Source organism: Pseudoalteromonas sp. TAB23 (assembly GCF_000498075.1).
In the GTDB taxonomy this organism is placed as follows: Bacteria; Pseudomonadota; Gammaproteobacteria; order Enterobacterales; family Alteromonadaceae; genus Pseudoalteromonas; species Pseudoalteromonas arctica.
Genome location: NZ_AUTP01000133.1, coordinates 20342 through 44021, shown reverse-complemented (window position 1 = coordinate 44021; position 23680 = coordinate 20342). Strand labels below are relative to the sequence as shown.

Annotated in this window: 28 protein-coding genes and 1 pseudogene; 13 read left to right on the top strand and 16 right to left on the bottom strand. The window is 39.9% G+C overall.

Annotation, left to right across the window (positions count from 1 at the left end):
* Positions 1 to 137: 137 nt before the first annotated feature.
* Positions 138 to 995, bottom strand: coding sequence for a 16S rRNA (cytidine(1402)-2'-O)-methyltransferase (gene rsmI / locus L654_RS0105060; protein ID WP_024607458.1), 858 nt, complete (start codon positions 993 to 995; stop codon positions 138 to 140).
* A gap of 61 nt (positions 996 to 1056) precedes the next feature.
* Between rsmI and L654_RS0105055 the strand changes: the two genes are divergently transcribed.
* From L654_RS0105055 to dolP, 4 genes and pseudogenes are all read left to right on the top strand, one after another.
* Positions 1057 to 2934 (top strand): penicillin-binding protein activator, encoded by a 1878-nt coding sequence (locus L654_RS0105055; RefSeq protein WP_024607457.1) that lies wholly within the window; start codon positions 1057 to 1059, stop codon positions 2932 to 2934.
* Between the two features lie 19 nt (positions 2935 to 2953).
* Positions 2954 to 3325, top strand: coding sequence for a YraN family protein (locus tag L654_RS0105050; RefSeq protein WP_024607456.1), 372 nt, complete (start codon positions 2954 to 2956; stop codon positions 3323 to 3325).
* Between the two features lie 32 nt (positions 3326 to 3357).
* Positions 3358 to 3951 (top strand): SIS domain-containing protein, encoded by a 594-nt coding sequence (locus L654_RS0105045; RefSeq protein ID WP_002957968.1) that lies wholly within the window; start codon positions 3358 to 3360, stop codon positions 3949 to 3951.
* Positions 3944 to 4512: pseudogene (gene dolP / locus L654_RS01000000125505) on the top strand (division/outer membrane stress-associated lipid-binding lipoprotein). Before L654_RS0105045 ends, dolP begins: the two are co-directional and overlap by 8 nt.
* Positions 4513 to 4571: 59 nt before the next feature.
* Here the strand turns inward: dolP and L654_RS0105035 are convergent.
* The 8 genes from L654_RS0105035 to zapE form a co-directional block, all read right to left on the bottom strand.
* Positions 4572 to 5009, bottom strand: a complete 438-nt coding sequence (locus tag L654_RS0105035) for a ClpXP protease specificity-enhancing factor (protein ID WP_007580339.1) — start codon at positions 5007 to 5009, stop codon at positions 4572 to 4574.
* The gene (sspA, locus tag L654_RS0105030) at positions 5009 to 5635 is read right to left on the bottom strand and encodes a stringent starvation protein SspA (RefSeq protein WP_002957965.1); all 627 of its coding nucleotides are present in this window, start codon (positions 5633 to 5635) and stop codon (positions 5009 to 5011) included. The genes L654_RS0105035 and sspA overlap by 1 nt, the downstream gene beginning before the upstream one ends.
* 80 nt (positions 5636 to 5715) lie before the next feature.
* Entirely contained in the window at positions 5716 to 6465 is a 750-nt protein-coding gene (locus tag L654_RS0105025) for a cytochrome c1 (RefSeq protein WP_007580337.1), read from the bottom strand.
* Positions 6462 to 7727: a cytochrome b N-terminal domain-containing protein gene (locus L654_RS0105020; RefSeq protein ID WP_007580335.1), complete on the bottom strand. Its 1266-nt coding sequence runs from the start codon at positions 7725 to 7727 to the stop codon at positions 6462 to 6464. Before L654_RS0105020 ends, L654_RS0105025 begins: the two co-directional genes overlap by 4 nt.
* Positions 7727 to 8308, bottom strand: a complete 582-nt coding sequence (gene petA / locus L654_RS0105015; RefSeq protein WP_024607455.1) for a ubiquinol-cytochrome c reductase iron-sulfur subunit — start codon at positions 8306 to 8308, stop codon at positions 7727 to 7729. The genes L654_RS0105020 and petA overlap by 1 nt, the downstream gene beginning before the upstream one ends.
* A gap of 580 nt (positions 8309 to 8888) precedes the next feature.
* Positions 8889 to 9281, bottom strand: a complete 393-nt coding sequence (gene rpsI / locus L654_RS0105010; protein ID WP_024590200.1) for a 30S ribosomal protein S9 — start codon at positions 9279 to 9281, stop codon at positions 8889 to 8891.
* An 8-nt stretch (positions 9282 to 9289) separates the two neighbouring features.
* On the bottom strand, positions 9290 to 9718 hold the full coding sequence (gene rplM, locus L654_RS0105005) for a 50S ribosomal protein L13 (protein ID WP_007378318.1): 429 nt from the start codon (positions 9716 to 9718) through the stop codon (positions 9290 to 9292).
* 285 nt (positions 9719 to 10003) lie between these two features.
* Entirely contained in the window at positions 10004 to 11092 is a 1089-nt protein-coding gene (zapE, locus tag L654_RS0105000) for a cell division protein ZapE (RefSeq protein ID WP_010554277.1), read from the bottom strand.
* Between the two features lie 134 nt (positions 11093 to 11226).
* On the opposite strand from zapE, the gene L654_RS0104995 reads away from it, so the two are divergent.
* The 3 genes from L654_RS0104995 (at position 11227) to L654_RS0104985 (ending at position 14339) form a co-directional block, all read left to right on the top strand.
* On the top strand, positions 11227 to 11670 hold the full coding sequence (locus tag L654_RS0104995) for a YhcB family protein (RefSeq protein ID WP_007580324.1): 444 nt from the start codon (positions 11227 to 11229) through the stop codon (positions 11668 to 11670).
* Between the two features lie 131 nt (positions 11671 to 11801).
* A complete protein-coding gene (locus L654_RS0104990; RefSeq protein WP_024607454.1) occupies positions 11802 to 13154 on the top strand; it encodes a Do family serine endopeptidase in 1353 nt (450 codons plus the stop codon).
* A 102-nt stretch (positions 13155 to 13256) separates the two neighbouring features.
* A complete protein-coding gene (locus L654_RS0104985; RefSeq protein ID WP_024590199.1) occupies positions 13257 to 14339 on the top strand; it encodes a trypsin-like peptidase domain-containing protein in 1083 nt (360 codons plus the stop codon).
* 100 nt (positions 14340 to 14439) lie between these two features.
* Here L654_RS0104985 and murA read toward each other — a convergent pair whose 3' ends face one another.
* From murA to L654_RS0104950, 7 genes are read right to left on the bottom strand one after another with little or no spacing between them, the layout of a single operon-like run.
* The gene (murA, locus tag L654_RS0104980) at positions 14440 to 15699 is read right to left on the bottom strand and encodes a UDP-N-acetylglucosamine 1-carboxyvinyltransferase (RefSeq protein WP_007580318.1); all 1260 of its coding nucleotides are present in this window, start codon (positions 15697 to 15699) and stop codon (positions 14440 to 14442) included.
* A 13-nt stretch (positions 15700 to 15712) separates the two neighbouring features.
* Positions 15713 to 15970: a BolA family protein gene (locus tag L654_RS0104975; RefSeq protein ID WP_002957953.1), complete on the bottom strand. Its 258-nt coding sequence runs from the start codon at positions 15968 to 15970 to the stop codon at positions 15713 to 15715.
* A 5-nt stretch (positions 15971 to 15975) separates the two neighbouring features.
* On the bottom strand, positions 15976 to 16269 hold the full coding sequence (locus L654_RS0104970; RefSeq protein WP_010554274.1) for an STAS domain-containing protein: 294 nt from the start codon (positions 16267 to 16269) through the stop codon (positions 15976 to 15978).
* Positions 16262 to 16942 carry an ABC transporter substrate-binding protein gene (locus tag L654_RS0104965; RefSeq protein WP_024593998.1) on the bottom strand — a complete coding sequence of 227 codons (681 nt, stop codon included), beginning with the start codon at positions 16940 to 16942 and terminating at the stop codon, positions 16262 to 16264. The genes L654_RS0104970 and L654_RS0104965 overlap by 8 nt, the downstream gene beginning before the upstream one ends.
* A 5-nt stretch (positions 16943 to 16947) precedes the next feature.
* Positions 16948 to 17496: an outer membrane lipid asymmetry maintenance protein MlaD gene (mlaD, locus tag L654_RS0104960; protein ID WP_002957950.1), complete on the bottom strand. Its 549-nt coding sequence runs from the start codon at positions 17494 to 17496 to the stop codon at positions 16948 to 16950.
* A 13-nt stretch (positions 17497 to 17509) separates the two neighbouring features.
* A complete protein-coding gene (gene mlaE / locus L654_RS0104955) occupies positions 17510 to 18289 on the bottom strand; it encodes a lipid asymmetry maintenance ABC transporter permease subunit MlaE (protein ID WP_002957949.1) in 780 nt (259 codons plus the stop codon).
* Positions 18289 to 19104, bottom strand: a complete 816-nt coding sequence (locus L654_RS0104950; protein WP_076915496.1) for an ATP-binding cassette domain-containing protein — start codon at positions 19102 to 19104, stop codon at positions 18289 to 18291. The genes mlaE and L654_RS0104950 overlap by 1 nt, the downstream gene beginning before the upstream one ends.
* Before the next feature lie 255 nt (positions 19105 to 19359).
* Here L654_RS0104950 and L654_RS0104945 point away from each other — a divergent pair, with 255 nt between their 5' ends.
* Genes L654_RS0104945 through lptB form a run of 6 tightly spaced genes read left to right on the top strand, consistent with a single transcriptional unit; the run spans position 19360 to position 23663 of the window.
* A complete protein-coding gene (locus tag L654_RS0104945; RefSeq protein WP_024607453.1) occupies positions 19360 to 20328 on the top strand; it encodes a calcium/sodium antiporter in 969 nt (322 codons plus the stop codon).
* A gap of 3 nt (positions 20329 to 20331) precedes the next feature.
* On the top strand, positions 20332 to 21303 hold the full coding sequence (locus L654_RS0104940) for a KpsF/GutQ family sugar-phosphate isomerase (RefSeq protein WP_024607452.1): 972 nt from the start codon (positions 20332 to 20334) through the stop codon (positions 21301 to 21303).
* Positions 21304 to 21855 carry a 3-deoxy-manno-octulosonate-8-phosphatase KdsC gene (gene kdsC / locus L654_RS0104935; RefSeq protein WP_024607451.1) on the top strand — a complete coding sequence of 184 codons (552 nt, stop codon included), beginning with the start codon at positions 21304 to 21306 and terminating at the stop codon, positions 21853 to 21855.
* Complete coding sequence (lptC, locus tag L654_RS0104930) at positions 21852 to 22406, top strand: LPS export ABC transporter periplasmic protein LptC (protein WP_024607450.1); 555 nt, start codon at positions 21852 to 21854, stop codon at positions 22404 to 22406. The genes kdsC and lptC overlap by 4 nt, the downstream gene beginning before the upstream one ends.
* Positions 22396 to 22941 (top strand): lipopolysaccharide transport periplasmic protein LptA, encoded by a 546-nt coding sequence (gene lptA, locus L654_RS0104925; protein ID WP_007580307.1) that lies wholly within the window; start codon positions 22396 to 22398, stop codon positions 22939 to 22941. The genes lptC and lptA overlap by 11 nt, the downstream gene beginning before the upstream one ends.
* Complete coding sequence (gene lptB / locus L654_RS0104920) at positions 22938 to 23663, top strand: LPS export ABC transporter ATP-binding protein (RefSeq protein WP_007580304.1); 726 nt, start codon at positions 22938 to 22940, stop codon at positions 23661 to 23663. The genes lptA and lptB overlap by 4 nt, the downstream gene beginning before the upstream one ends.
* Positions 23664 to 23680 lie beyond the last annotated feature (17 nt).

Genomic DNA, 23680 nt, shown 5'->3' with positions numbered 1-23680 from the left:
CCCCCCAGCCGTTAGCTGGCACTCTGCCCTATGGAGCCCGGACTTTCCTCCCCCTGATCATTTTCGTCACAGGCAGCGATCATCTTGGCTGACTCGGCGCACAGTATACATGAGGCTAATACCAAGCGCAGTAAAATTTACTCTTTTTCTTCAATAATTGTTTTATATAAAGCGTTTTTCTTCATACCAAAGTATTCGGCTACAACGCCACAGGCCTTTTTCATTGGCATTTCACTCTCAAGAAGTGCCAGCATTTTGCGCGCTTCAGGCGGAACATCGTCTATTTGCTTTGGTTTGCCCGGAAGCATAAGCACTATTTCGCCGCGCTGCTTGGTAGGATCATCAGTTAAAAACTGTTTAAGCTCACTTACACTACCATTAAAAAATGTTTCAAAGGTTTTGGTTAGCTCTTTAGCAAACACAACTTGCTGCTCATCACCAAGGGCTAGTGCTAAATCATCAAGGCTTGCCATAATACGGTGTGTACTTTCGTACATTATGCTGGTGATACCTGAGTTAACAGCTTCGATAAAAAAGTCTTGGCGAGCTTTGCTTTTAGCTGGCGTAAAACCAATAAACTGAAAGCGGTCAGTTGGTAAGCCTGAACAACATACGGCTGTAATTGCAGCACATGCACCTGGAACAGGTGTAACATGAGCGCCTTGTTCGCGACATAGATTTACAACAGCGTAGCCTGGATCACTAATTAGCGGTGTACCAGCGTCAGATACTAAAGCAATATTTAAACCTTGATTAAGTTGATCAATAATTTGTTGTGCTTTTTGCTTTTCGTTGTGGTCGTGTAATGCAAACGTTTTTGCCTTAATTCCAAAGTGGCTAAGTAGCTTGCCGGTATGGCGAGTGTCTTCAGCAGCTATTAAGTCAACTTGCGATAATGTCGCAATGGCGCGGTGACTTAAGTCGTCATAATTGCCAATTGGGGTGGCAACAATGTAAAGAGTGCCAATTTTCTGTGAATTCTCCTCATTTAACATTGAGGTCTCCTGCGTCAGTCAGTAATATAAGCAAATCGCGTTAACGTATTGGGAAATCATTGTGCGACTTAAACTAGTTAGTCTATTAATTATATTGTCAGGGTTATCGGCGTGTAGCACAACCGAAAAACCAACTAAAAACAGCGATAACGTAAGTAACCGCACTAATGCACTGCAAAATCAGGCAACCAGTGCGCAATCTATCTATCAATTGGCGCAAAACCGCCAAGGTGCCGATAAAATACAGTTATTGTATAGCGCCCGTGATGCAGCAATTAGTGAGCAAAACTGGCCTTTATTAGAGATAATTGGGAATGAGCTTGAATTAACCGCAAGTGTTGATCAAATCCAGAACCGTCTTTATATTGCATTTGCACAAAAACAACAGAATAAAAATGATCAAGCTTTGGTTATTTTACAGTCGCTAGACGGACAACTGACTCAACCAGAGCATTTTGCTTGGCATCAGTTTTTAACGGCCAGCATTTACGCATCGCAAAATTTTCCTAAAAAAGCTGCACCCTACTTTTTTAGAGCCTCTGAAACAGCAACAAAAAATAATATAGAAATCCCTCAACTTAATCAAAATTTGTGGGATAACTTAAAGCAACTTTCTTCTTACGCGCTTGAACGTTTTAACCGTGGTTCGGTTATTCAGCAAGGGTGGGCTAACCTAGCGTTATATCATCAAGTATATGCAAGTAGTGGCATAGAGTTAGATCAAGCGATCAACAATTGGCGCAGACGCTATATTGGGCATCCGGCTTTTACTGTATTACCTGAACAAGATGAAATGCTTACTGAGCTTGCTCCTATTAATATAGAGCGCTTAGTTGTGCTGTTTCCACAATCGGGCCCTAACGAACGTTTAGGTGATGCCCTTAAAGCTGGCGTATTAGCTGCACTTGATACGCAAAATATCAACGACACTATTTTTATTGATGAAAACCTAAGTACAGAAGAAATTGCAGCGCAACTTGAAGAAATAAAGCCTGACTTTGTAATTGGTCCTCTACTTAAAGCAAATATTGATAAACTTGCCAATGCACAAACTCTTATTGATACTCCGGTACTGCATTTAAACACCTTTGATGGTGAGCGAATTTCGCTTCAGCATTATTACTTTGCACTAAACCCTGAGCACGAAGTACAACAAGCCTTAGAACACTTTTTAACTAAGGGCTATCAAAAACCTATGCTGCTTGCACCAAATAACGCAAATGGCCAACGCTTGGTTGATTACTTTAACTTACAGTGGCAACGCTATAGCGAAACCAAGCCGCAAATAGGTTTTTATAACGATAAAAAAGATATGCCTAATACAATTACCAGCTTGTTAGAAGTTGATAAATCAAAAGAGCGCATAAAAACAATTAAAGCACTATTTAAACAGGAAGTAGAAAACGAAACCCGTTCGCGTAGTGATATAGACGTTATTTATATTTTGGGTGATGCAATAGAAACACGCTTAATTAAACCTTACCTTGATGTAAACGTAAGTACATTTGCAGATCGTATTCCACTTTATGCCAGCTCTAAAAGTCATAGTAAACAAATTGACAGTACTGACAAAGGCGACTTAGACGGCCTATACTTCACTGAATTGCCGTGGATGCTCGATTCGCAAATTAAACAACATAACTTACGCCAGCAGTATGATTCGTTATGGCCAGAGCAAGTAGATATTAGCCAACGCTTATTTGCAATGGCGTACGATGCTGTATCAATATTACATGACATCAGGCAGTTAAGCGTAATGCCAGGAAATCAATATAGTGGTTTAAGCGGTAAGTTATCTGTTAATACCAGCGGCCATATAGAACGCACGCTCGACTGGGCTCAATATACAAACCGTCGCATTAAGCCTGTGCAATTAGAAACACAACGCCCTGTACCATTGTTTATGCAATCAGCGGGTGACATACAAACTATCAATTAAACTTAATTAAGGGGGCGGCATGTCGTGGTTTAAAGAGCTGTGGCACAATAGTCGCGAAAAAGGCCAGTATTATGAGCTTGAAGCGCAAAAATACTTAGTTACTCAAGGGCTAACCCCCATTGAACGTAATTATTACTGCCCCTTTGGTGAGCTTGATGTCATTATGAAAGAAGGCGATACCCTTGTATTCGTTGAGGTTAAGTTTCGCAAAAATAATGCTCGTGGCGGTGCCAACTATGCGCTTAGTCCACAAAAAAAAGCTCGATTAAAACGTAGTATTTATCATTACTTAGCAGCTAAAAATTTAACTAACCAAGCTCTAAGAATTGATTATGTAGCCATTACAGGAGAAGCATCTTCTAATATTAATTGGCTTAAAAATGTATTTTAAACGCAAATACAAAGATAAATTATTGGTAGGCTATGCAAGACACAATTAAAGAAATTTTTACAGAAAGCATTCAAGTTCAAATCGCTGCTGGTGAAGTGCTACCTAGTGCTCTTGAGTCAGCTGCATTTACTATTGCACAAAGTCTGATCAACGGAAATAAACTCATTTGCTGCGGTACTGCAAATTGCCACATGCTCGCTCAGCATATGGCGGGTGTGTTGGTTAATCATTATGAAACCGAACGTCCCTGCTTACCTGCAATTGCTCTATCGCAAGAAAACGTTAATCTGGGGCAAAGTACTCAAGTAGACGATCACGATACATTTGCTCGCCAAGTCCGCGCTTTTGCCCAACAAGGTGATTTATTGCTTGTACTGGCTATAAACGGTAACGAAAAACATGTTATTTCTGCCGTTGAAGCTGCACTAACTAAAGATATGAAGGTCATAGTTATGGTTGGTGATGATGGTGGCGAGTTGGTAGGCCTACTTGGACCTAACGATGTTGAAATTAGATCGCCATCTAAACGCCCTAGCCGCATTATCGAATCCCATTTAGTTAACTTACATTGTTTAAGCGAACTTGTTGATTTAACGCTTTTCCCTCAGGATGAAAATTATGTTTAAACGCTCTCTTATTGTTTTAGGTACTGTTGTATTACTGCAAGGCTGCGCAGCCGCTGTTGTTGCAGNGGTACAGCCAGTGCAGTAACTGCAGCGAACGATCGCCGTACTATTGGCTCTCAAATTGACGATAACAATATTGAAATAAAAGCCAGTATTGCACTTAGCGAAGTAGAACGTCTTGAAAAGTTTGCCAATATAAGCGCTGTAAGCGTCAACGGTATTGTTTTACTTGTTGGCCAAGTATCTAACGAAGAAATGAGAAGCGAAGCGCAGCGCACTATTGAGGGCGTTTCAGGTATTCGTAAGATACATAACCAAATTCGTATTGGCTCAAATACTGGCATTACTACACAAACTCACGACTCTTGGCTAACTTCTAAAGTAAAAGCCCAGCTACTAACAGCAAAAGACATTAGCAGTAATAACATTAAAGTAGTGACAGAAAATGCTGAAGTTTTTTTAATGGGCTTAGTATCTGACTCTGAGTCAACTCAAGCTGTAAATATTGCCCGCAATGTTTCTGGCGTAGAGCGTGTAATTAAAGTATTTGAATATATGTAAAGCAAAATACAGACATAAAAAAACCGCTTATTCAGCGGTTTTTTTTTGGCATTTACTTATTATTTAATAACGCGTAAATGAGAGCCTTTTTTCTTCTCAGGCTTTTCTGGTGGTGTTTCATCAATAAACTCAGCTGATGAATCAACACTTTCAAGCTCTGGCACAAAATCGTCTTCGTCCTCTAAAAACTCATCTGCGGTAAAGACTGTTCCTTCGCCATTTTCACGCGCGTATATTGCAAGCACAGCACCTAGGGGTACATACACTTGCATTGGCTGACCACCAAAGCGCGCACTGAAGCTAAGTTGGGTTAAGTCTAACGAAAACTGTGTGACCGCTGATGGACTTATGTTTAAAACAATTTGTCCGTCTTGAACAAATTGTGTTGGCACTTGTACATTTGCAAATCCAGCGTCTACCACTAAATGCGGTGTACACTCGTTATCGACTATCCAATCAAAAAAAGCACGTAATAAATAAGGACGATTAGGCGTCATTATAAACGGATCTCACGCTCAGCTTCAGTTAAAGAGGCTTGGAATGACTCACGTTCAAATAAACGGATCATGTACTCTTTAAGCTCTTTAGAACCTGCACCATTAAGCTCAATACCAAACTCTGGTAAACGCCATAATAGTGGAGCTAAATAACAGTCTACTAAGCTAAACTCTTCACTCATAAAGTAAGGTGCTTCGCTAAAAATAGGTGCTACAGCAAGCAATGCTTCTGTTAGCTCTTTACGAGCTTGAGCAGCGTCTGACGTGTTGTTACTGATTTTGTCAGCTAGGCTGTACCAATCAGTATCAATACGATGCATCATTAAGCGGCTACGACCACGCATTACCGGGTAAACAGGCATTAGTGGAGGATGAGGAAAACGTTCATCAAGGTATTCCATGATGATGTTTGCCTGGTATAAACCAAGCTCACGGTCAATCAGTGTTGGCACTGTACCGTAAGGGTTAATTTCGTGAAGTGCTTCTGGCAAGTTATCTTTTTCAGCCAAATGAATATCTACACTTACACCTTTTTCCGCAAGTACAATACGTACTTGGTGGCTATACATACAGTTAGCACCAGAAAAAAGGGTCATTACAGGGCGCTTATTGGCAGCTACGGCCATGCCTATACCTCCATTAAATAACTAAAACAGCAAAAGGGGCTTAAGCCCCTATTGCAAAATTACCTTTAAAAATGTTCAACCTAATGAACATCTCTCCAGTATTCTTTCTTAAGCATAAATGCCAAGATAAACAGGATAATTAAAAATCCTATTACCTTAATACCTAGCGCTTCCGATTCAAGACGTGAAGGTTCACCCACGTACTCAAGGAAGTTTGTTAAATCACGAGCCGCTTGGTCGTATTCATCTATGCTTAATTCGCCCGTACCATCTGTTTCAGTAGCAATAACTTTAGTCACAGTGTGACCATGCTCTTGTACTTCTTTAGTGATAGGTGTTGGTAAACCTTGTAGTTCTTGAAGAACGTGAGGCATACCTACCGATGGGAAAACAATGTTGTTAACCCCAAACGGGCGAGATTCATCTTTATAAAACGATTTTAAGTACGTGTAAATATAATCTGGTGATTTTACACGAGCAATTAGAGTTAAATCCGGCGGAGCCGCACCAAACCATTTTGCTGCATCGTCTTTTGTAATCGCGTTAGTAATATGACTACCAACTTTAGAACCGTCAAAAATCAACTGCTCTAAACCAACCTCTGTTGGGATACCGATATCACGAAAAGTACGTTCATAACGTTGATACTGCATTTGGTGACAACCAAGACAGTAGTTCATGAACAACTTTGCACCGCGTTGTAAAGATGGTTGATCAGTAAGGTCGTTGTTCGCTTCCATTAAAGGAACCGATGGACCCGCTGCCATAACCATGTTCGGCAACAAGTTTACTGATAAAGCAAATAAACCAATAATAAGCTTCTTCATCATTTCGTTAACCTCTCTGGCAATGGCTTAGTTTTTTCGTTCTTACTGTATACAAACAACAGTACGAAGAACATAAAGTAAGTCACAGTACAGATTTGAGAAATAATCGTTTTCATATCAGTTTGTGGAGTTGCACCCACCCAACCTAGAAGAACGAAAGTTACAACAAAACCTGCAATGTTCCATTTATGGAAACCACAACGGTAACGAACCGATTTAACTCTACCACGGTCTACCCAAGGTAGTAACGCAAGTACCACAATCGATGCACCCATCGCCGCAACACCGATTAACTTATCAGGGATTGCACGTAAGATTGCATAGAATGGCGTAAAGTACCAAACCGGGAAAATATGCTCAGGTGTTTTAAGTGGGTTAGCTGCCTCGAAGTTTGGACCTTCTAAAAAGAAGCCATTCATCGCTGGCATAAAGAAAACAACCCAACAGAACAATATTAAGAAACCAACCACACCCACAATATCTTTAACTGTGTAGTAAGGGTGGAACGGTATCGCATCAACAATATCTTTCTTGTCAGTGTAATACTCATGAAATTTAAATTTAGGCTTATCTTCTTCAGCTACTGAGCCTTTCTTACGTTTAATCTCAATACCTTCAGGGTTATTTGAACCCACTTCGTGTAGAGCAACAATGTGTAAGAAAACTAAGATTACAATAACCAGTGGTAGTGCAATTACATGTAATGCAAAGAAGCGGTTAAGCGTTGCACCTGATATTACATAGTCACCACGGATCCAAAGTGTTAAGTCATCACCAATAACCGGAATAGCCCCGAATAAGGAGATGATTACCTGTGCACCCCAGAACGACATTTGCCCCCATGGTAATAAATACCCCATGAATGCTTCAGCCATTAGCGCTAAGAAAATAAACATACCAAATAACCACAGTAACTCACGTGGTTTTTGATAAGAACCGTAGATCATGCCACGGAACATATGCATATATACAACGATGAAAAACGCTGATGCACCGGTTGAGTGCAAGTAACGTAATAACCAGCCATATTCTACATCACGCATGATGTATTCTACTGAAGCGAATGCGCCTTCAGAAGACGGAACAAAGTTCATCGTTAACCAAATACCTGTTAGGATTTGGTTTACTAGTACCAACATGGCTAATGAGCCAAAAAAGTACCAGAAGTTAAAGTTTTTAGGTGCTGGATACTGTGCAATATGCATGTTCCAAACACGTGTCATTGGGATACGGTCGTCTATCCAACCAATAATCTTACCAAACATTAGGCTGCCCCTTTTTCTTCGCCCACTAAAATAGTGGTCTCATCAAGAAAAGTATAAGGTGGTATCTCTAAGTTTAATGGAGCAGGTACCGATTGAAATACACGGCCAGCCATATCAAATTTAGAACCATGACATGGGCAATAGAAGCCATCATCGGTTCCTTCAACTTTCTCACTAAAGTTACCTTGGAAAAAGCCAGGTGAACACCCTAAATGCGTACAAATACCTACAGCCAGAAAGATTTCTGGACGTAATGAACGGTAATCATTTGTTGATGATTCTAATTGTTGTGGCTCTTGCGAATGCGGATCACGAAGTTGACCTTCATGTTCTTTCATTTGCTCAAGCATTTTTGGGGTCCGTGATACAACCCATACAGGTTTACCACGCCACTCGACACGTATTAATTGTCCCGGTTCAAGTTTGCTGATATCTACTTCTACAGGCGCACCCGCAGATTTAGCTCGCTCACTTGGATTCCAAGACGCAATAAAAGGAACAGCAGCCCCAGCNCCACCTACAACAGAGGTAGCTATGGTTAAAAAGCGACGTCGGCCATTGTCTACAGGCGCATTGCTCATCCACTTATCTCCACTATGATTCTCAACACTTGCTATATTGAGAACATCAGTTACAGCAGGTTAATTATTCGAATTTTTAAAATAGAAGCGATCATAATTAAAACCCTTGATTAAAACAAGGTTATTCAAAGCCCTATGCTCGAATAAAACTAACTTGATCAAAATTTGATTAAGTAAGCTCGAGAATAAAGCCGAACGACTATAATAACGCTTCTGTAAAAACAATATACTGACCAAGATCAACACCACTAAGAGGAAACAGTAAAAACTGTACATAGTGCGGTTAAACTCACTCATTTTACTTCAATGCCAATTGTAGCAAAAAATTCCACCAATTAACTGATGGATTTAAACTAATTACGATAATTATTTAACTTTTTTGCAGCTATCTGAGTGTTTTTTAACTTTCGTTTGATTAATACGCAGTTATTAATCAATTTGATCATCATTAATTGCTGCAATCACCCAGTATCACCGTCGATATAAATAACTTTATATTAAGTTGCAAATGTAAAAATTTTGATTTGAAAACAAAAAACCCAGCATAAGCTGGGTTTTTGAATTCTTGATAACGTATAGATTAACGTTTTGAGAACTGTGGACGCTTACGCGCTTTCTTAAGACCCACTTTCTTACGTTCAACTTTACGTGCATCACGTGTAACAAAACCTGCTTTACGAAGTTGTGAACGTAATGATTCGTCAAACTCCATAAGTGCACGAGTGATACCATGACGGATAGCACCAGCTTGACCAGTTGTACCACCACCAGAAACGGTGATGTAAAGGTCAAATTTTTCAGTCATATCAACTAGCTCAAGAGCTTGATGAACAACCATGCGTGCTGTTTCGCGACCAAAATACTCTTCTAGAGAGCGTTTGTTGATTACGATGTTACCAGTGCCTGGGCGTAAGAATACGCGAGCACTTGAACTTTTACGACGACCTGTACCGTAGTATTGATTTGCCATGATGGTGCTCCTTAAATGTCTAGAACCTGAGGCTGTTGTGCAGCATGGTTGTGCTCAGTACCTGTGTAAACTTTAAGTTTACGGTACATAGCGCGGCCTAAAGGACCACGTGGCAACATGCCCTTAACAGCCTTCTCGATGATCATTTCAGGCTTTGCAGCTTGAAGTTTATCAAAAGTAGTAGACTTAAGACCACCTGGAAAACCAGAGTGTGAATAGTACACTTTGTTTTTGAATTTGTTACCAGTTACAGTAACTTTTTCAGCGTTGATAACGATGATATAATCACCAGTATCTACGTGCGGTGTATATTCAACTTTATGCTTACCGCGTAGGCGATGAGCGATTTCAGTAGCGATGCGACCTAAAGTTTTACCTTCAGCGTCAACTACGTACCAGTCACGTTTTACTGTTTCTGGTTTAGCAACAAACGTTTTCATTTATAAAAATCCAATGTTTTTCAATTAAAACCACAAGTAGTTAATATTAACTACTGCTCTAAGTTTGCTATAACCCCTTCGAGTTTTAGACTTTTGCGCCGCTCACAAGTGGCTAGACTATATGAGGGCATAGAACGCAACGTGGCAGACGCGGGAGTATACCAGCACTTAAAACACATTGCTACTCGCCGGTTGTTTTTTCCACAAGAAATTTTAGAAATAAGAAGTACTATATATGCACCTCTTATTTTTAATGGCTAACCTATTACACTTTTACCTACTAATTTAAACCAAATGCTCTCTAGCTAAATACTCTAGAGACTGCATTTCTTGCAAACGGCTTATACAGCGCTTAAATTCAAAGTTTAAATTACCTTGGGTATAAAGTTCGGTAATAGGTTTTTCAGCCGATATAATTAAAGTTACATGGCGCTCGTAAAATTCATCCACTAAAGCAATAAAGCGTCTAGCGGCATCATCATTAGTTTGCCCAAGCTGTTTTACGTTAGAAATAATCACCGTATTATATAAGCGGCTAATCTCCATGTAATCAACCTGACTACGCGCTGTTTCGCATAATTCACTAAACTCAAACATCACCACGCATTTAGCTACTTTTCGCGTTTTGATTAAACGACCTTCTATCTCTATCGGCTCATCTAATTGTCCAGGCTCTGACGATAGCTTATCGAAGTATTCAAATAGGTTTTTATCCGCTTCTTTATCTAACGGACTATGAAAAATTTCGGCTTGCTCTAAGGTACGCAACCGATAATCAATACCTGAGTCTACATTAACTATTTCTGTATTGAGCTTAACCAGTTCTATAGCAGGGACAAAGCGGGCACGCTGCAAGCCATTTCTGTAAAGCTCATCAGGCACTATATTAGATGTAGCAACAAGTACTATACCCCGTGCAAATAGCGCTTCCATTAAGCCACCTAGCAACATAGCATCGGTAATGTCTTGAACGAAAAACTCATCAAAACAAATTATGTCTGTTTCAGCTTTGAAAGTGTCGGCTATTTTTTCTAATGGATTAGCCGTATTGTTTAGCTTTTTAAGCTCATTATGCACTCGGTGCATAAATCGATGAAAGTGCACGCGCATTTTACGTGTGCCCGGTAGTGATTCGTAAAAAGTGTCAACTAAATAAGTTTTACCACGCCCTACTCCACCCCAAAAGTACAAACCTTTTATAGGCGCAGGTTCATCTTTACTAAATAACTTAGCAAAAAAACCTTTTTGTTTTGGCTTTGCCTGAGTTAGGTCATCGTATAGACGTTGTAAATGGCGCACAGCATTTTCTTGTGCTGCGTCGTGTACAAAGTCATCTCGCTTTAAGTCTTGTTGGTATGTTTGCCAAGGAGTCATATCTATTTACAGTTAAAACACAGTTTAATTTGCAAAGCATATTAACACGCATCATAACTCGGGGTATATTACACTTAGTATGATTTATAATTGAATCGGCATTCGTTAGTTATTTTCCCAAAGGGGTAGTTTTTATGGGCACAGTTATGTGGGTAGGTTTAATTGTTATTGCTGCTGTTGTAGCATTTTTTATTGGCGCATTTGTTACTAAAAAACAATTCAAACAAGATGAATTAAAAGAGCAGGCAGAGCAAGCTGAAAATGCGTTAGAGCAGTATCGTCAAGATGTCGCTGATCATTTAGCGAATACTGGCAAGCTCGTAAATAAAATGAAAGAAAACTATGACCAACTGCTTAGTCACGTTGAAGAAACAAACCAACTTCTTTTAGAAGATAGAAATAAAGCACCAGCAGAACCTTATTTTTCTAAAGAAACAACAGAACAACTACAAGCGTCTTTAAAAGAACGTCGTTCAGATCGTTCTTCAGCCGCAGCGCAACCAGCTGATTATGTATCGGGTGAATCTGGTTTATTTGCTGGTCAAAATAAAGTTTCAGAACATTCTAAAGTATCTTGATGAACTTTTTTTAGACCCCATAGTCTTTAGATATAACAGCTTTGTTGTTTTATCTTAATAAACCAAAAAGGGCTGCTTTTAAAGTAGCCCTTTTTGTTTTTGCTTTATCTTAAGTGGAGTTACCCCTGACTATGAAAATGAAATTATCACTTATCAGCGCAGCTATTCTATCTACAAGCTTATTAATGAGCCCTGTAGCGTCTTATGCAAAAATGCCAATTGCAGTAAATGGTCAACAACTACCCACTCTTGCCCCCATGCTAGAGAAAATATCTCCTGGTGTTGTAAGTATCCAAGTTTCAGGCTCTAAAGAAGTACGCCGCCGCGCAGATCCACTCGAATACTTTTTTGGACAACAGCAGCCTCGTAGCCAAAAACGCCAATTTAGTGGATTAGGTTCTGGGGTCATTATTGATGCTGATGAGGGCTATGTAGTGACTAATAACCACGTAATCCAAGACGCCGAAAAAATGGTAGTTACTCTCGAAGATGGCCGTGAATTTGAAGCTACTAAAATTGGTACTGACACAGAATCAGACATCGCTCTTTTACAAATAGACGCTGATGACTTAACTGAAGTCAAACTCGCTAACTCAGATAATTTACGGGTGGGTGACTTTGCTGTCGCTATTGGTAACCCATTTGGCCTTAGCCACACAGTTACATCAGGTATTGTTAGTGCTCTTGGCCGAAGTGGTTTAAACATTGAGGGCTACGAAGATTTCATTCAAACCGACGCAGCTATTAACCAAGGTAATTCTGGCGGTGCCTTAGTTAACCTCAATGGTGAGTTGATTGGTATTAATACCGCTATTTTAGGTGCTTCTGGCGGCAACGTGGGTATTGGTTTTGCGATTCCATCTAATATGATGAAAAATCTAGTCGATCAAATTATTGAACATGGTGAAGTGCGTCGAGGCTCGTTAGGCATTTCTGGTCGTCCACTTGATGCTGGACTTGCAAAAGCACAGCAACTTGATGTCAAACAAGGTGCTTATGTAATGCAAGTAATGGACGACACTGCCGCAAGTAAGGCTGGAATTGAAGCTGGTGACGTTATTGTTAGCATAAACGGTGGCGACATTAGTGGCTTCCATGAACTACGTAGCAAAATTGCTACGCTAGGTGAAGGCCGCGAAATAAAACTTGGCATTTACCGCGATGGTAAAATTAAAACAGTGAAAGTAACTCTTGATGGTGCATCAGGTGTTACAGCGACCGGTGAAGAGCTGCATCCTGCATTCCAAGGCGCGACACTTGAAAATGTACAAAAAAACAGTAATAAAGGTGTTGAGGTTACTTCAGTAGATCCTCGCTCACCGTCTGCCCGTGTTGGCCTTGAAGAAGGCGATATTATTATGCAAGTGAATCGTCAACGAGTTGAAACGATTCGCGACATGAATAAAATCATCGACAGTACAAAAGGTAATATAGTACTTGGCGTGCAACGTGGTCGTGAGTCTATATTTATTTTAATTCAGTAATAAATAGCACTATTAATGTAATAAAAATAACAGTGGCACTTGCCGCTGTTATTTTTTTTATGTCATCATAAAGAGATTGCTCACTTACATAATAAGAAAATCGTGCTGAAACTAATAAAATTTATTCTTCCCCCTTTATTTGCAGGCCTAAGTATTGCTTTTTTAGTGGTTTTTTTCAGCCCTAATATGCGAGCTGCTTTACTTCCAAATGTTCCCCTACCAAGCGCAATGAGTTCGAGTCACCTGAGTTTTTCTGATGCAGTTAAACGAGCAGCTCCTTCTGTGGTTACTATTTTTTCAGAAAGTATTTCCAAAGAACCTCGTTATAAAAGAAAAAACACGGTACAAGAGCTAGGCTCTGGCGTCATCATGTCGCAAGACGGTTACATTCTTACCAACTACCATGTTGTTAATAATGCAGATCAAATTATGGTTATTCTAACCGATGGCAGACGCTTTTTTGATGTACAGCTAATTGGTTTTGATACTATTACTGATCTAGCCTTACTTAAAATCAATGCAGATCACCTCCCGGTAATTCCTGTAAATGATAGCTATGTATCCAATGTAGGCGATGTTGTACTTGCCATAGGTAACCCGCTTAATTTAGGCCAAACAATCACGCAAGGCATTATTAGCGCAACGGGTAAGCAAAAAATTACAGACAGTCCGTACAATAACTTATTGCAAATGGATGCGGCTATTAATGTGGGCAACTCTGGCGGCGCATTAGTTAACTCCAATGGTGATTTAGTTGGCATTACTTCTGCGCAGTTTAAAACGCGTGAGAACTTGAATATTCAAGGAATATTCTTTGCGGTTCCTTACTCACTTGCTAAAAAAGTAATGGGTAAGCTCATTCGTCATGGTCGCGTTGTGCGCGGCTATTTAGGCTTTGAAGGCACAGCAGTAGATAGTACCGGCAAAGAAGTGAACGACAGCCTAACCCCAGTTACTGGCATGCGTATTACTAACTTAGACCCTTTGGGACCAGCATGGCAAGCGGGTATTGAAGAGCAAGATATTGTTATTAAAATTGCAGGGCTTTCGGTAGCAAATCCACAAAAAGTGCTGGAAGAAATAGGTAATACAGAACCAGGTAAAGAAATAGAATTTGAGCTTTACCGGAATGGTAAAATAGAAAAAATCATGGTGGTGGTAGCTGAGCTTGAAACAAAGCTTTAATAAAAAATAATACTAACCTGCATAAATCGTCAATAAAAAGGTCGGATAGCAATTTGCGTATCCGACCTTTTTAAAATAGCTTAGCTAGTTAAATATCTACTTAACTACTTCGACGTTTAATATTTGCACCCAACGCACTTAGCTTATCTTCAATGCGCTGATAGCCTCTATCAACGTGATAAATACGGTCAACAACCGTTTCACCCTGTGCCACTATACCCGTTAAGATTAAGCTAGCTGAAGCGCGTAGGTCGGTTGCCATCACCTGCGCGCCCGTTAAGCTCTCAGTCTCACCACAAATTGCGGTATGCCCTTCTAAACGAATATTAGCACCCATACGCTGTAACTCTGGTACATGCATAAAACGGTTTTCAAAAATCGTTTCTGTAATCGTTGCACTACCATTTGCTACTACATTCAATGCTGTAAACTGAGCTTGCATATCCGTAGGGAAACCTGGGTGTGGAGCTGTTTTAATATTCACGGCTCTCAGTTCTCGGCCACGCATATCAAGATAAATACTGTCGTTATGTACTTCTAAGTGTGCATTTGTTGCACGTAGCTTTTCAATCACAGGCTCAAGAGAATGAAAGTCAGTGTTTTTACAAAGTACTTCACCGCCTGCCATTGCTGCAGCGACTAAAAACGTACCTGTTTCTATTCTATCTGGTAAAATGCTGTGCTCGCATCCTGCTAAACGCTCAACGCCTTCAACTTCAATGCGGCTAGTGCCTGCACCCGTAATTTTAGCGCCCATAGCAATTAAGCAGTTAGCTAAATCAATTATTTCGGGCTCGCGTGCAGCGTTATCAAGTATGGTTTTACCATCAGCGAGGGCTGCTGCCATCAATAGATTTTCGGTAGCGCCTACGCTTACCATTTCCATAAAGATTTCAGCGCCTTTTAAGCGACCGTTTACCTTGGCATTAATATAACCATTTTCAACGTTTATTTGTGCGCCCATGCGCTCCAAACCTTGAATATGTATATCAACAGGGCGAGCACCAATAGCACACCCACCAGGTAAAGACACTTGAGCTTCACCAAAACGAGCAACTAAAGGGCCTAATGCAAGTACAGAGGCACGCATTTGCTTAACTAAGTCGTATGGCGCTAATGTTTTATTAACCGTTGCGCCGTCAATCACTAGCGTATCGCCGTGCCAATTAACATCAGCGCCTAGAGTTTTTAATAAGGCTTCAGTGGTCACTATATCGCGAAGGCGCGGTACATTAGTAAATGTACTTTTTCCATCAGCTAATAATGAAGCAAACAAAATAGGAAGTGCGGCATTTTTAGCGCCAGAAATAGTCACTTCACCAGCAAGTGAAGTACCACCTTGAATTACAAATTGATCCATTAAGAGGCCCTATTTATTGCGGTAAAATAAATTTTTGTTCACGCTTCCACTCTACAGGAGTAAATGCACGAATAGATACTGCGTGAATTGTGCCATCTGAAATTGTATTCATTAATGGGCCATAAACTAGCTGCTGCTTTTTAACTCGGCTTAAACCGTCAAAGCATTCACCTACTGCAACAACTTCATAATGACTACCATTGGCTTTTACATGTACTTCAGCTAATTGAAGTTCTTCGCGTAATAATGTTTCGACTTGGCTAGTTTCCATAACTCTCACTCAAATAGGGTTGTAACCTGACCCAATTGCATTAAATTTTGCAATTGCTCAGGTAGGTTTTGCAATTCAAGGCGAATGCCTTGCTGCTTTAATTCTGCAAAAGAGTGAATTAACCAAGCTAAGCCCGCTGTGTCAACCCTAGATACACCACTTAGGTCGAAATAGATGATTTTATGCTTGGTTAATAGCTTGTTGTTCAGAAGCTGTTCATCGCCAATTGAATTTCGAGTAAGCTCACCGTTTACTCGAAAATGTTGTCCATCAACTTGGCTTATTGCCAATTTAGTCATTCGAGTTACTGCCTCTAAACTGAACTGGTAGCTGACTCTTTTGCTCTAAAAGGTTACTTACATTATCAATACCTTGCTGACGCAAAATACCTTGTAGCTCACTTTGTTTTGCATCTAGTAAACTAATACCTTCAGCAATCATATCGTACGCGCGCCATTCACCGTCACGGTCTTCGCGTACTTTAAAATCGATTCTGATATCAGGTTTACCATCTTCAATAATTTTAGTTTTAACGACAACGACATCTTTGCCTTTAAATGCTTGTTCTGCACCAAACTCAACTTTCTGGTTTGTATATTGAGTGAATACACCTGCATAAGTAGCAACTAAATACTCTCTAAACACACCAATAAAGCGTTGAATTTCTTTAATTGCTTTGGCTTTTTCAGCTTCGTCGGTAATTGCACGTACTTTAGATACTTCACTACCTAGTACGCGAAGTGCTGCATATTTGTAGTCGATATAAGGCATTAATTCTTCTTCAACGATTACGCGAAGATGCTCTTGATTTTTAACAATTAATGGCTGATCTTTTTTAATACGTGCAAATGTATTATCGGCAACTTGGCGTACCATTTTATTTGGATCGATTAATTTCACATCTGCTGCACTTACGCTTTGAGTTAGCGTCATTGTGCTAATTGCTACAATAGCTAAAAACTTTTTCAACATAATAATTACTCACTACCTTGGTTGAATAAAAACTGCCCGATTAATTCTTCAAGTACAATGGCAGACTTAGTATCAGTAATTGAATCGCCATCACCTAGTGCTTTGCTTTCCACACCAAATAAATCGTCAATTGCTTCATCTTGCTTGTTTTCAGTCACTGTTTCGCCTAAACAACGTTGCTTAGCAGAATCTGGAGAAATTACAGGGTGAATACCTAAGTACTGCTCACCTAAAATACCCGACGTTAAAATAGAGATTGAGCTTGTGTCTGAAAAGCGACATAAGTACTGTGCATCAATAGTCATATTAACGACTGGTAAAAATTCTTGTGGGTGAACATAAATTGATTCAACACGACCAATTACAACACCACCTACTTTTACCGGTGCACGCGCTTTTAACGAGCCGATGTTTTCAAACTTGGCATTAAGCGTATATGTTTCGCCAGAGCCACTAATACCTGAATTGGCAACTTTAAGTGCAAGCATTGCAAAAGCTAAAATGCCAAGTGCTACAAAAAAACCAACTAAAATTTCTAATTTCCGTGAATTCATTATCTATACCCTATTAGCTGGTAAACATTACCGCTGTCAAAATAAAGTCAAAACCTAAAACTGCTAATGACGAATGAACAACCGTTTCGGTGGTTGCTTTGCTGATCCCTTCTGAGGTCGGCACACAGTCATATCCTTTATAAAGCGCAATCCAGGTCACCACTATGGCAAATACAAAACTCTTAATAATACCGTTTAGTATGTCTTGCTGAAACGACACTTGTGATTGCATGATTGACCAAAAACTACCTGTATCAACCCCCAGCCAATCTACACCCACTAAATGAGCGCCTATGATTGCTACGGCTGAAAATATCAATGCAAGCAATGGCATGCTTATAAAACCCGCCCAAAAGCGCGGTGCAATAATACGTTTTAGCGGATCGATTGCCATCATCTCAAGTGATGAAAGTTGCTCTGTTGCTTTCATTAAGCCAATTTCAGCAGTCAATGCGCTACCTGCGCGTCCTGCAAACAGTAATGCAGTAACAACCGGGCCCAGTTCTCGCAATAAACTCAGTGCCACTAACGGCCCTAAACTATCCTCAGCGCCATAACCAACTAATACGGTGTAACCTTGTAACGCCAATACCATGCCGATAAACAAACCCGACACCATAATAATGAGTAACGATTGCGAACCCACCATATAAAGTTGGCGAACAAGTAACGGTGTGCCTTTTTTAAAATTAGGAACATGCGCAAGCGCACTAAACAGCATATAAGCCGAACGGCCAAGAGCCGCAAAACGTCCTAGCGTTTTATGCCCTAGCTTTTGAAATAAATCCAACATTATGCTTTTTCTCCAAGCAGTTCATCTGCATAAGCTTGAGCCGGAAAATGAAATGGTACTGGACCATCCGACAAGCCTTTTAAAAACTGTTGAACTAAAGGAGATTCATGATTGCGCATTTCATCAGGAGTACCACAACCAATTACACCTTGATCGGCGATAATTATAACGTGATCGGCAATACTCATTACCTCTGTCACATCGTGTGTCACAATTAAAGACGATAAACCCAATACTTCGTTAAGCGACTTAATTAGCTTAACCAATACGCCCATCGAAATAGGATCTTGTCCTGCAAATGGTTCATCGTACATGATTAGCTCTGGATCAAGTGCTATAGCGCGCGCAAGTGCAGCACGTCTTGCCATACCGCCCGATAACTCAGAGGGCATTAAATCTTTAGCGCCACGTAGCCCAACCGCTTGCAATTTCATTAATACAACTAATCGGATAAGGTCTTCACTTAGCTTTGTGTGCTCTCTTATAGGAAACGCAATATTGTCAAATACCGACATATCAGTAAACAGCGCACCACTTTGAAAAAGCATGCTCATTTTAGTACGTGCTTCGTATAACTCTTTACGAGACATTTTAGGAATGCTGCCACCTTCAAATAAAATATCACCTGAATCTGGTTTAAGCTGACCACCAATTAAACGCAACATAGTGGTTTTGCCAATTCCGCTTGGCCCCATGATCGCAGTAATTTTACCTTTAGGAACGCTAAAACTCATATTTTTATATATAGTTCTATTGCCTCTCGAAAAGCTAACATCCTTGACTTCTACTATTGATTGCGACAAGTCGCTCTCCATAAAAATGTTCACTAGTGCACCTATTTTAAAGCTTTTTTGTCAAAGATGGAAAAAACAATTCGTAAGATTTTGTAATACACCCATGAAAAGGATTATAAGACTCGCTCAAAACAGCTTAACCCCGGCTTAAATTTTTAAATTAGCTGTTTAAAAGCAGCATTGTTACGTAGTTGACCTTACTCTTTTATTTATACTTTCATCTTGGCTTTTGTTACTATTCGCGCCATCCGTATTTTGTATAACTGGCTTAACACAATGGTTACCTCGTTTGTTATTTTAATTCTTGGTTTTGCAGCTCTTGTTTGGAGTGCAGACAGGTTTGTTTATGGCGCTGCGGCTCTTGCTAAAAACTTTGGTGTACCTACACTTATTGTTGGTTTAACCGTGGTAGCTATGGGCTCTTCAGCACCCGAAATGATGGTTTCAGCCTCTGCCGCTCTGGCTAACAAAACCGACACAGCGGTTGGCAATGCTGTTGGCTCTAATATTACAAACATTTTACTTGTGTTAGGTATCACTGCTCTATTTCGCCCTCTTTCAGTTTCATCAAGTACATTAAAACGTGAAATGCCATTAGTGATGCTCGTATCTTTAGCTACTTGGTATGTGTTCTCAGATAACTACTTTTCATTTAATGAAGGTGTTGCACTTTTGGTTGGCTTTATCGTATTCATCGGTGGGTTAATTATTGTATCTATGCGTGCAAAAAACCAAGATGATCCATTTGTGTCAGAAGCCTGCGACGATGTACCAAACGATGTACCTACGAAAAAAGCGGTATTTTGGTTAGTTGTCGGCATGATACTCCTACCTGTTAGTTCTCATTTTTTAATAGGTTCGGCTGTCGATATTGCTAAATACTTCGGCTTAAGCGACTTAGTCATTGGCTTAACAATTATTGCCATCGGTACTAGTTTGCCTGAACTTGCCGCTTCGGTTGCAGGTGTACTTAAAAATGAAGATGATTTAGCACTAGGTAATATTGTTGGCTCAAACATATTTAATATTCTAGCGGTATTACCACTTGCCGGTATTATTAACCCTTCAGCCATTGACCCATCATTAGTAAGCAGAGACGTATTAATTATGATTGGCGCAACACTTGCTCTTATTATTATGTCATTGAACTTTAGAGGCACCCAACGTATCAATAGAGTAGAAGGCGGCTTATTGCTAATAGCGTTTTTGGGTTACCAAGGGTATATTTTTAGTCAAGTAGGGTAAATGATGGCAACGCTAAATTTTATTGAACAAGGCCTTCGCGTTTTAGATGTTGAACGCCAAGCACTTAGTGATATTGCACAATATGTAGATGAAAATTTTCATAACGCGTGCCAATTAATGTACGACTGCGAAGGCCGTATTATTGTCATTGGTATGGGTAAGTCAGGTCATATTGGCAATAAAATAGCGGCAACCCTTGCAAGCACTGGCAGTCCAGCATTTTTTGTTCACCCTGGTGAAGCAAGTCATGGTGATTTAGGTATGATCACTAAAAATGACGTGGTTATGCTTATTTCTAATTCAGGGGAGACCAGCGAAGTTTTAAATATCATTCCGGTTTTAAAACGACTTGGTGCCAAAATGATATCGATGACTGGCAATACGCAATCAACCATGGCGACCCTTGCTAATGTACATGTGTGTATTAAAGTAGAAAAAGAAGCCTGTTCATTGGGTCTAGCTCCTACATCAAGTACCACTGCAACGCTTGCGATGGGCGATGCCATGGCAGTTGCATTATTAGAAGCTCGCGGGTTTACAGCTGATGACTTCGCGCTATCTCACCCAGGTGGTAGTTTAGGCAAGCGCTTATTACTTACTTTAAAAGATGTTATGCACAGCGGCGCAAATACACCTATTATTAGCGTTTCACAAACAGTTAAAGATGCCCTTATTGAAATGTCAGCTAAAGGGCTAGGTATGACAGCCATTGTTGATGAAAATCAGCAGCTCGTGGGATTATTTACCGATGGCGATTTGCGTCGTATTTTAGAGCAAAGAATTGATATTCATACAACACAAATAGATGTTGTTATGACTAAGTCATGTACTACGGCTACACAAGATATTTTGGCTGCTGAAGCGCTTAATATTATGGAACACAAACGTATAAATGGCTTAATCGTCGTCAATGAGAAAAACCAACCTATTGGCGCATTAAACATGCAAGACCTATTAAAAGCAGGAGTGTTATAAATGCAATTTGAAGAACTCTATCAACCGCTGAGCGATGGTGCAAAAGCACGCGCTAAAAAAGTAAAGCTACTTATATGCGATATTGATGGTGTATTTTCTGATGGCCGTATTTATCTTGGTAATCAAGGTGAAGAGCTAAAAGCATTTAATACAAAAGATGGTTTTGGCATTAAAGCGCTTATAAACAGTGGCTTTGAAGTGGCTGTAATTACTGGTCGTCATTCACAAATAGTGCAACAACGTATGAGCAGCTTAACCGTACAGCATATTTATCAAGGCCAAGAAAATAAGCTCATTGCCTATCAAGAATTAAAAGACAAACTCAACCTTAGCGATGAACAAATTGCTTATATCGGTGATGATGGTCCTGACATGCCCGTTATGGAATTAGTCGGCTTTGCTGTTGCAGTAAATGATGCCCATCCACTTATTAAACGTTTATCACACTATGTAACGCAAATGCCTGGCGGCTTTGGTGCAGTAAGAGAGCTCACCGACTTACTTATGCTTGAAAATGGTAAAGCATTGACTACACAAGGCACTAGTTCATGAATGCAGCGCGCATAATATTAAGCGTTTTATTCATTAGCTGTATGGTTTGGCTTTGGTACCCTTATTTTACACAAACAAATATTGTACCTCAGCCTGAGCCTGAAGTTATTGCCAAGCCTGATTACATAGCCATAGAACTCAAACAAACAGCCTATGACGAACAAGGTAAAATTAGCCACAAAGTTACTGCGGCTAAAATGGAGCTATATCAACAATTAGGTTTTACGTTTTTTGAAAAACCTATTTTTACTTTATATAACGAAAAGCAAACGTGGCAAATAAATGCAGACGAAGCAACATTATACGAAGACAAACAATTAATTTTAGAAGGCAATGTGGTTGCCAAAAACTTAACCGATAACGCCATGATAGACAAAATCAATGCTGATAATATTCAGGTAGATATAAAGCTATTAACAATGCGTTCGGAGCAACCCGTTATCATCACTGGGCCCAATTTAAAAATCACTGGTAAAGGCCTAGAAGCCGACTTAAAAACCGAAGTGATAAAACTAATTAACCATACGCGAACCATATATTATGACCAATAAAATATTAAAATCACTTATTATTCCTACACTTATACTAGCGTTTAATAGTAGTGCTGCAGAGCAAAACACGCAACCGACTGCAAATCAAATTTCAATAAGCGCCGATAAGCAAGAAGGTCAATTAAAAGCTAATGTCGGGATTTTTGAGAAAAACGTTGAAATTATTCACGGTAACCGCCGTATCACAGCCGACCGCTTAGAAGTACATAAACGCGATGAACTTGGTGATAATAAACAATTATTAATTGCTACAGGTAGCCCTGCGCACTTTGAAGAAAAGCAATCAGATGGCACGACTATGAGCGCCAGTGCTGACGAAGTGCGTTATGATGTATCTAAGCGTTTTTTAACGCTTGTTGGTAATGCACAAGTATCGCAAGCGGGACAAAAAATAAATGCTAAAAGCATTACCTACGATATAGAGCAGCAGCTAATCAGTGCCGAAAAAGATGAAAACTCAACTGACCGCGTTCACACAATTTTAGTACCAATCGAGACTAAAAAAAGTAAAAAAAGCGACAAAGGTCAACCATGAGCACATTAAAAGCAGAGCTATTAGCAAAGAGTTATAAAGGCCGTGAAGTTGTAAAAAACGTCGGCCTTGAAGTCAAAGCTGGCAGTATTGTTGGCTTACTTGGCCCTAACGGCGCAGGTAAAACCACCACGTTTTATATGATAGTAGGACTTGTACCTAGCGACAAAGGTAAAATATCGATAGACGATAACGATATTACTCTTTTACCTATGCATAGTCGTGCTAGATTAGGCATTGGCTACTTACCGCAAGAGTCTTCAATATTCAGAAAGCTGACTGTTTATCAAAACTTAATGGCCATTTTAGAAACGCGCAAAGAGTTAAATAAACAAGCTAGAGAAGACACTCTCGATAAATTATTAGATGAATTTAGCATACAACACATTCGTGATAGCCAAGGTATGGCATTGTCGGGTGGCGAACGTCGTCGTGTTGAAATAGCACGTGCGCTGGCAGCAGATCCTAAATTTATATTACTGGATGAACCATTTGCAGGTGTTGACCCGATTTCGGTATTAGACATAAAGAAAATAATAGAACATCTTAAAAATCGTGGGATTGGTGTATTAATTACCGATCATAACGTAAGAGAAACCCTTGATGTTTGTGAAAAAGCCTACATTGTTTCTCATGGGGAGCTGATTGCATCAGGTACTCCAGAACACGTATTAAATGATAAAACAGTACGCGATGTTTACTTAGGCGAGCAATTTAGGCTGTAACATTTACGCCATGTCTT

Bases quoted from the DNA above. Each gene is read 5' to 3' on its own strand.
- rsmI (WP_024607458.1), bottom strand. From the start codon at position 995: ATGTTAAATGAGGAGAATTCACAGAAAATTGGCACTCTTTACATTGTT.
- L654_RS0105050 (WP_024607456.1), top strand. From the start codon at position 2,954: ATGTCGTGGTTTAAAGAGCTGTGGCACAATAGTCGCGAAAAAGGCCAG.
- L654_RS0105045 (WP_002957968.1), top strand. From the start codon at position 3,358: ATGCAAGACACAATTAAAGAAATTTTTACAGAAAGCATTCAAGTTCAA.
- L654_RS0105035 (WP_007580339.1), bottom strand. From the start codon at position 5,009: ATGACGCCTAATCGTCCTTATTTATTACGTGCTTTTTTTGATTGGATA.
- sspA (WP_002957965.1), bottom strand. From the start codon at position 5,635: ATGGCCGTAGCTGCCAATAAGCGCCCTGTAATGACCCTTTTTTCTGGT.
- L654_RS0105025 (WP_007580337.1), bottom strand. From the start codon at position 6,465: ATGATGAAGAAGCTTATTATTGGTTTATTTGCTTTATCAGTAAACTTG.
- L654_RS0105020 (WP_007580335.1), bottom strand. From the start codon at position 7,727: ATGTTTGGTAAGATTATTGGTTGGATAGACGACCGTATCCCAATGACA.
- rplM (WP_007378318.1), bottom strand. From the start codon at position 9,718: ATGAAAACGTTTGTTGCTAAACCAGAAACAGTAAAACGTGACTGGTAC.
- zapE (WP_010554277.1), bottom strand. From the start codon at position 11,092: ATGACTCCTTGGCAAACATACCAACAAGACTTAAAGCGAGATGACTTT.
- L654_RS0104995 (WP_007580324.1), top strand. From the start codon at position 11,227: ATGGGCACAGTTATGTGGGTAGGTTTAATTGTTATTGCTGCTGTTGTA.
- L654_RS0104990 (WP_024607454.1), top strand. From the start codon at position 11,802: ATGAAAATGAAATTATCACTTATCAGCGCAGCTATTCTATCTACAAGC.
- murA (WP_007580318.1), bottom strand. From the start codon at position 15,699: ATGGATCAATTTGTAATTCAAGGTGGTACTTCACTTGCTGGTGAAGTG.
- L654_RS0104975 (WP_002957953.1), bottom strand. From the start codon at position 15,970: ATGGAAACTAGCCAAGTCGAAACATTATTACGCGAAGAACTTCAATTA.
- L654_RS0104970 (WP_010554274.1), bottom strand. From the start codon at position 16,269: ATGACTAAATTGGCAATAAGCCAAGTTGATGGACAACATTTTCGAGTA.
- L654_RS0104965 (WP_024593998.1), bottom strand. From the start codon at position 16,942: ATGTTGAAAAAGTTTTTAGCTATTGTAGCAATTAGCACAATGACGCTA.
- mlaD (WP_002957950.1), bottom strand. From the start codon at position 17,496: ATGAATTCACGGAAATTAGAAATTTTAGTTGGTTTTTTTGTAGCACTT.
- mlaE (WP_002957949.1), bottom strand. From the start codon at position 18,289: ATGTTGGATTTATTTCAAAAGCTAGGGCATAAAACGCTAGGACGTTTT.
- L654_RS0104950 (WP_076915496.1), bottom strand. From the start codon at position 19,104: ATGGAGAGCGACTTGTCGCAATCAATAGTAGAAGTCAAGGATGTTAGC.
- L654_RS0104945 (WP_024607453.1), top strand. From the start codon at position 19,360: ATGGTTACCTCGTTTGTTATTTTAATTCTTGGTTTTGCAGCTCTTGTT.
- L654_RS0104940 (WP_024607452.1), top strand. From the start codon at position 20,332: ATGGCAACGCTAAATTTTATTGAACAAGGCCTTCGCGTTTTAGATGTT.
- kdsC (WP_024607451.1), top strand. From the start codon at position 21,304: ATGCAATTTGAAGAACTCTATCAACCGCTGAGCGATGGTGCAAAAGCA.
- lptC (WP_024607450.1), top strand. From the start codon at position 21,852: ATGAATGCAGCGCGCATAATATTAAGCGTTTTATTCATTAGCTGTATG.
- lptA (WP_007580307.1), top strand. From the start codon at position 22,396: ATGACCAATAAAATATTAAAATCACTTATTATTCCTACACTTATACTA.
- lptB (WP_007580304.1), top strand. From the start codon at position 22,938: ATGAGCACATTAAAAGCAGAGCTATTAGCAAAGAGTTATAAAGGCCGT.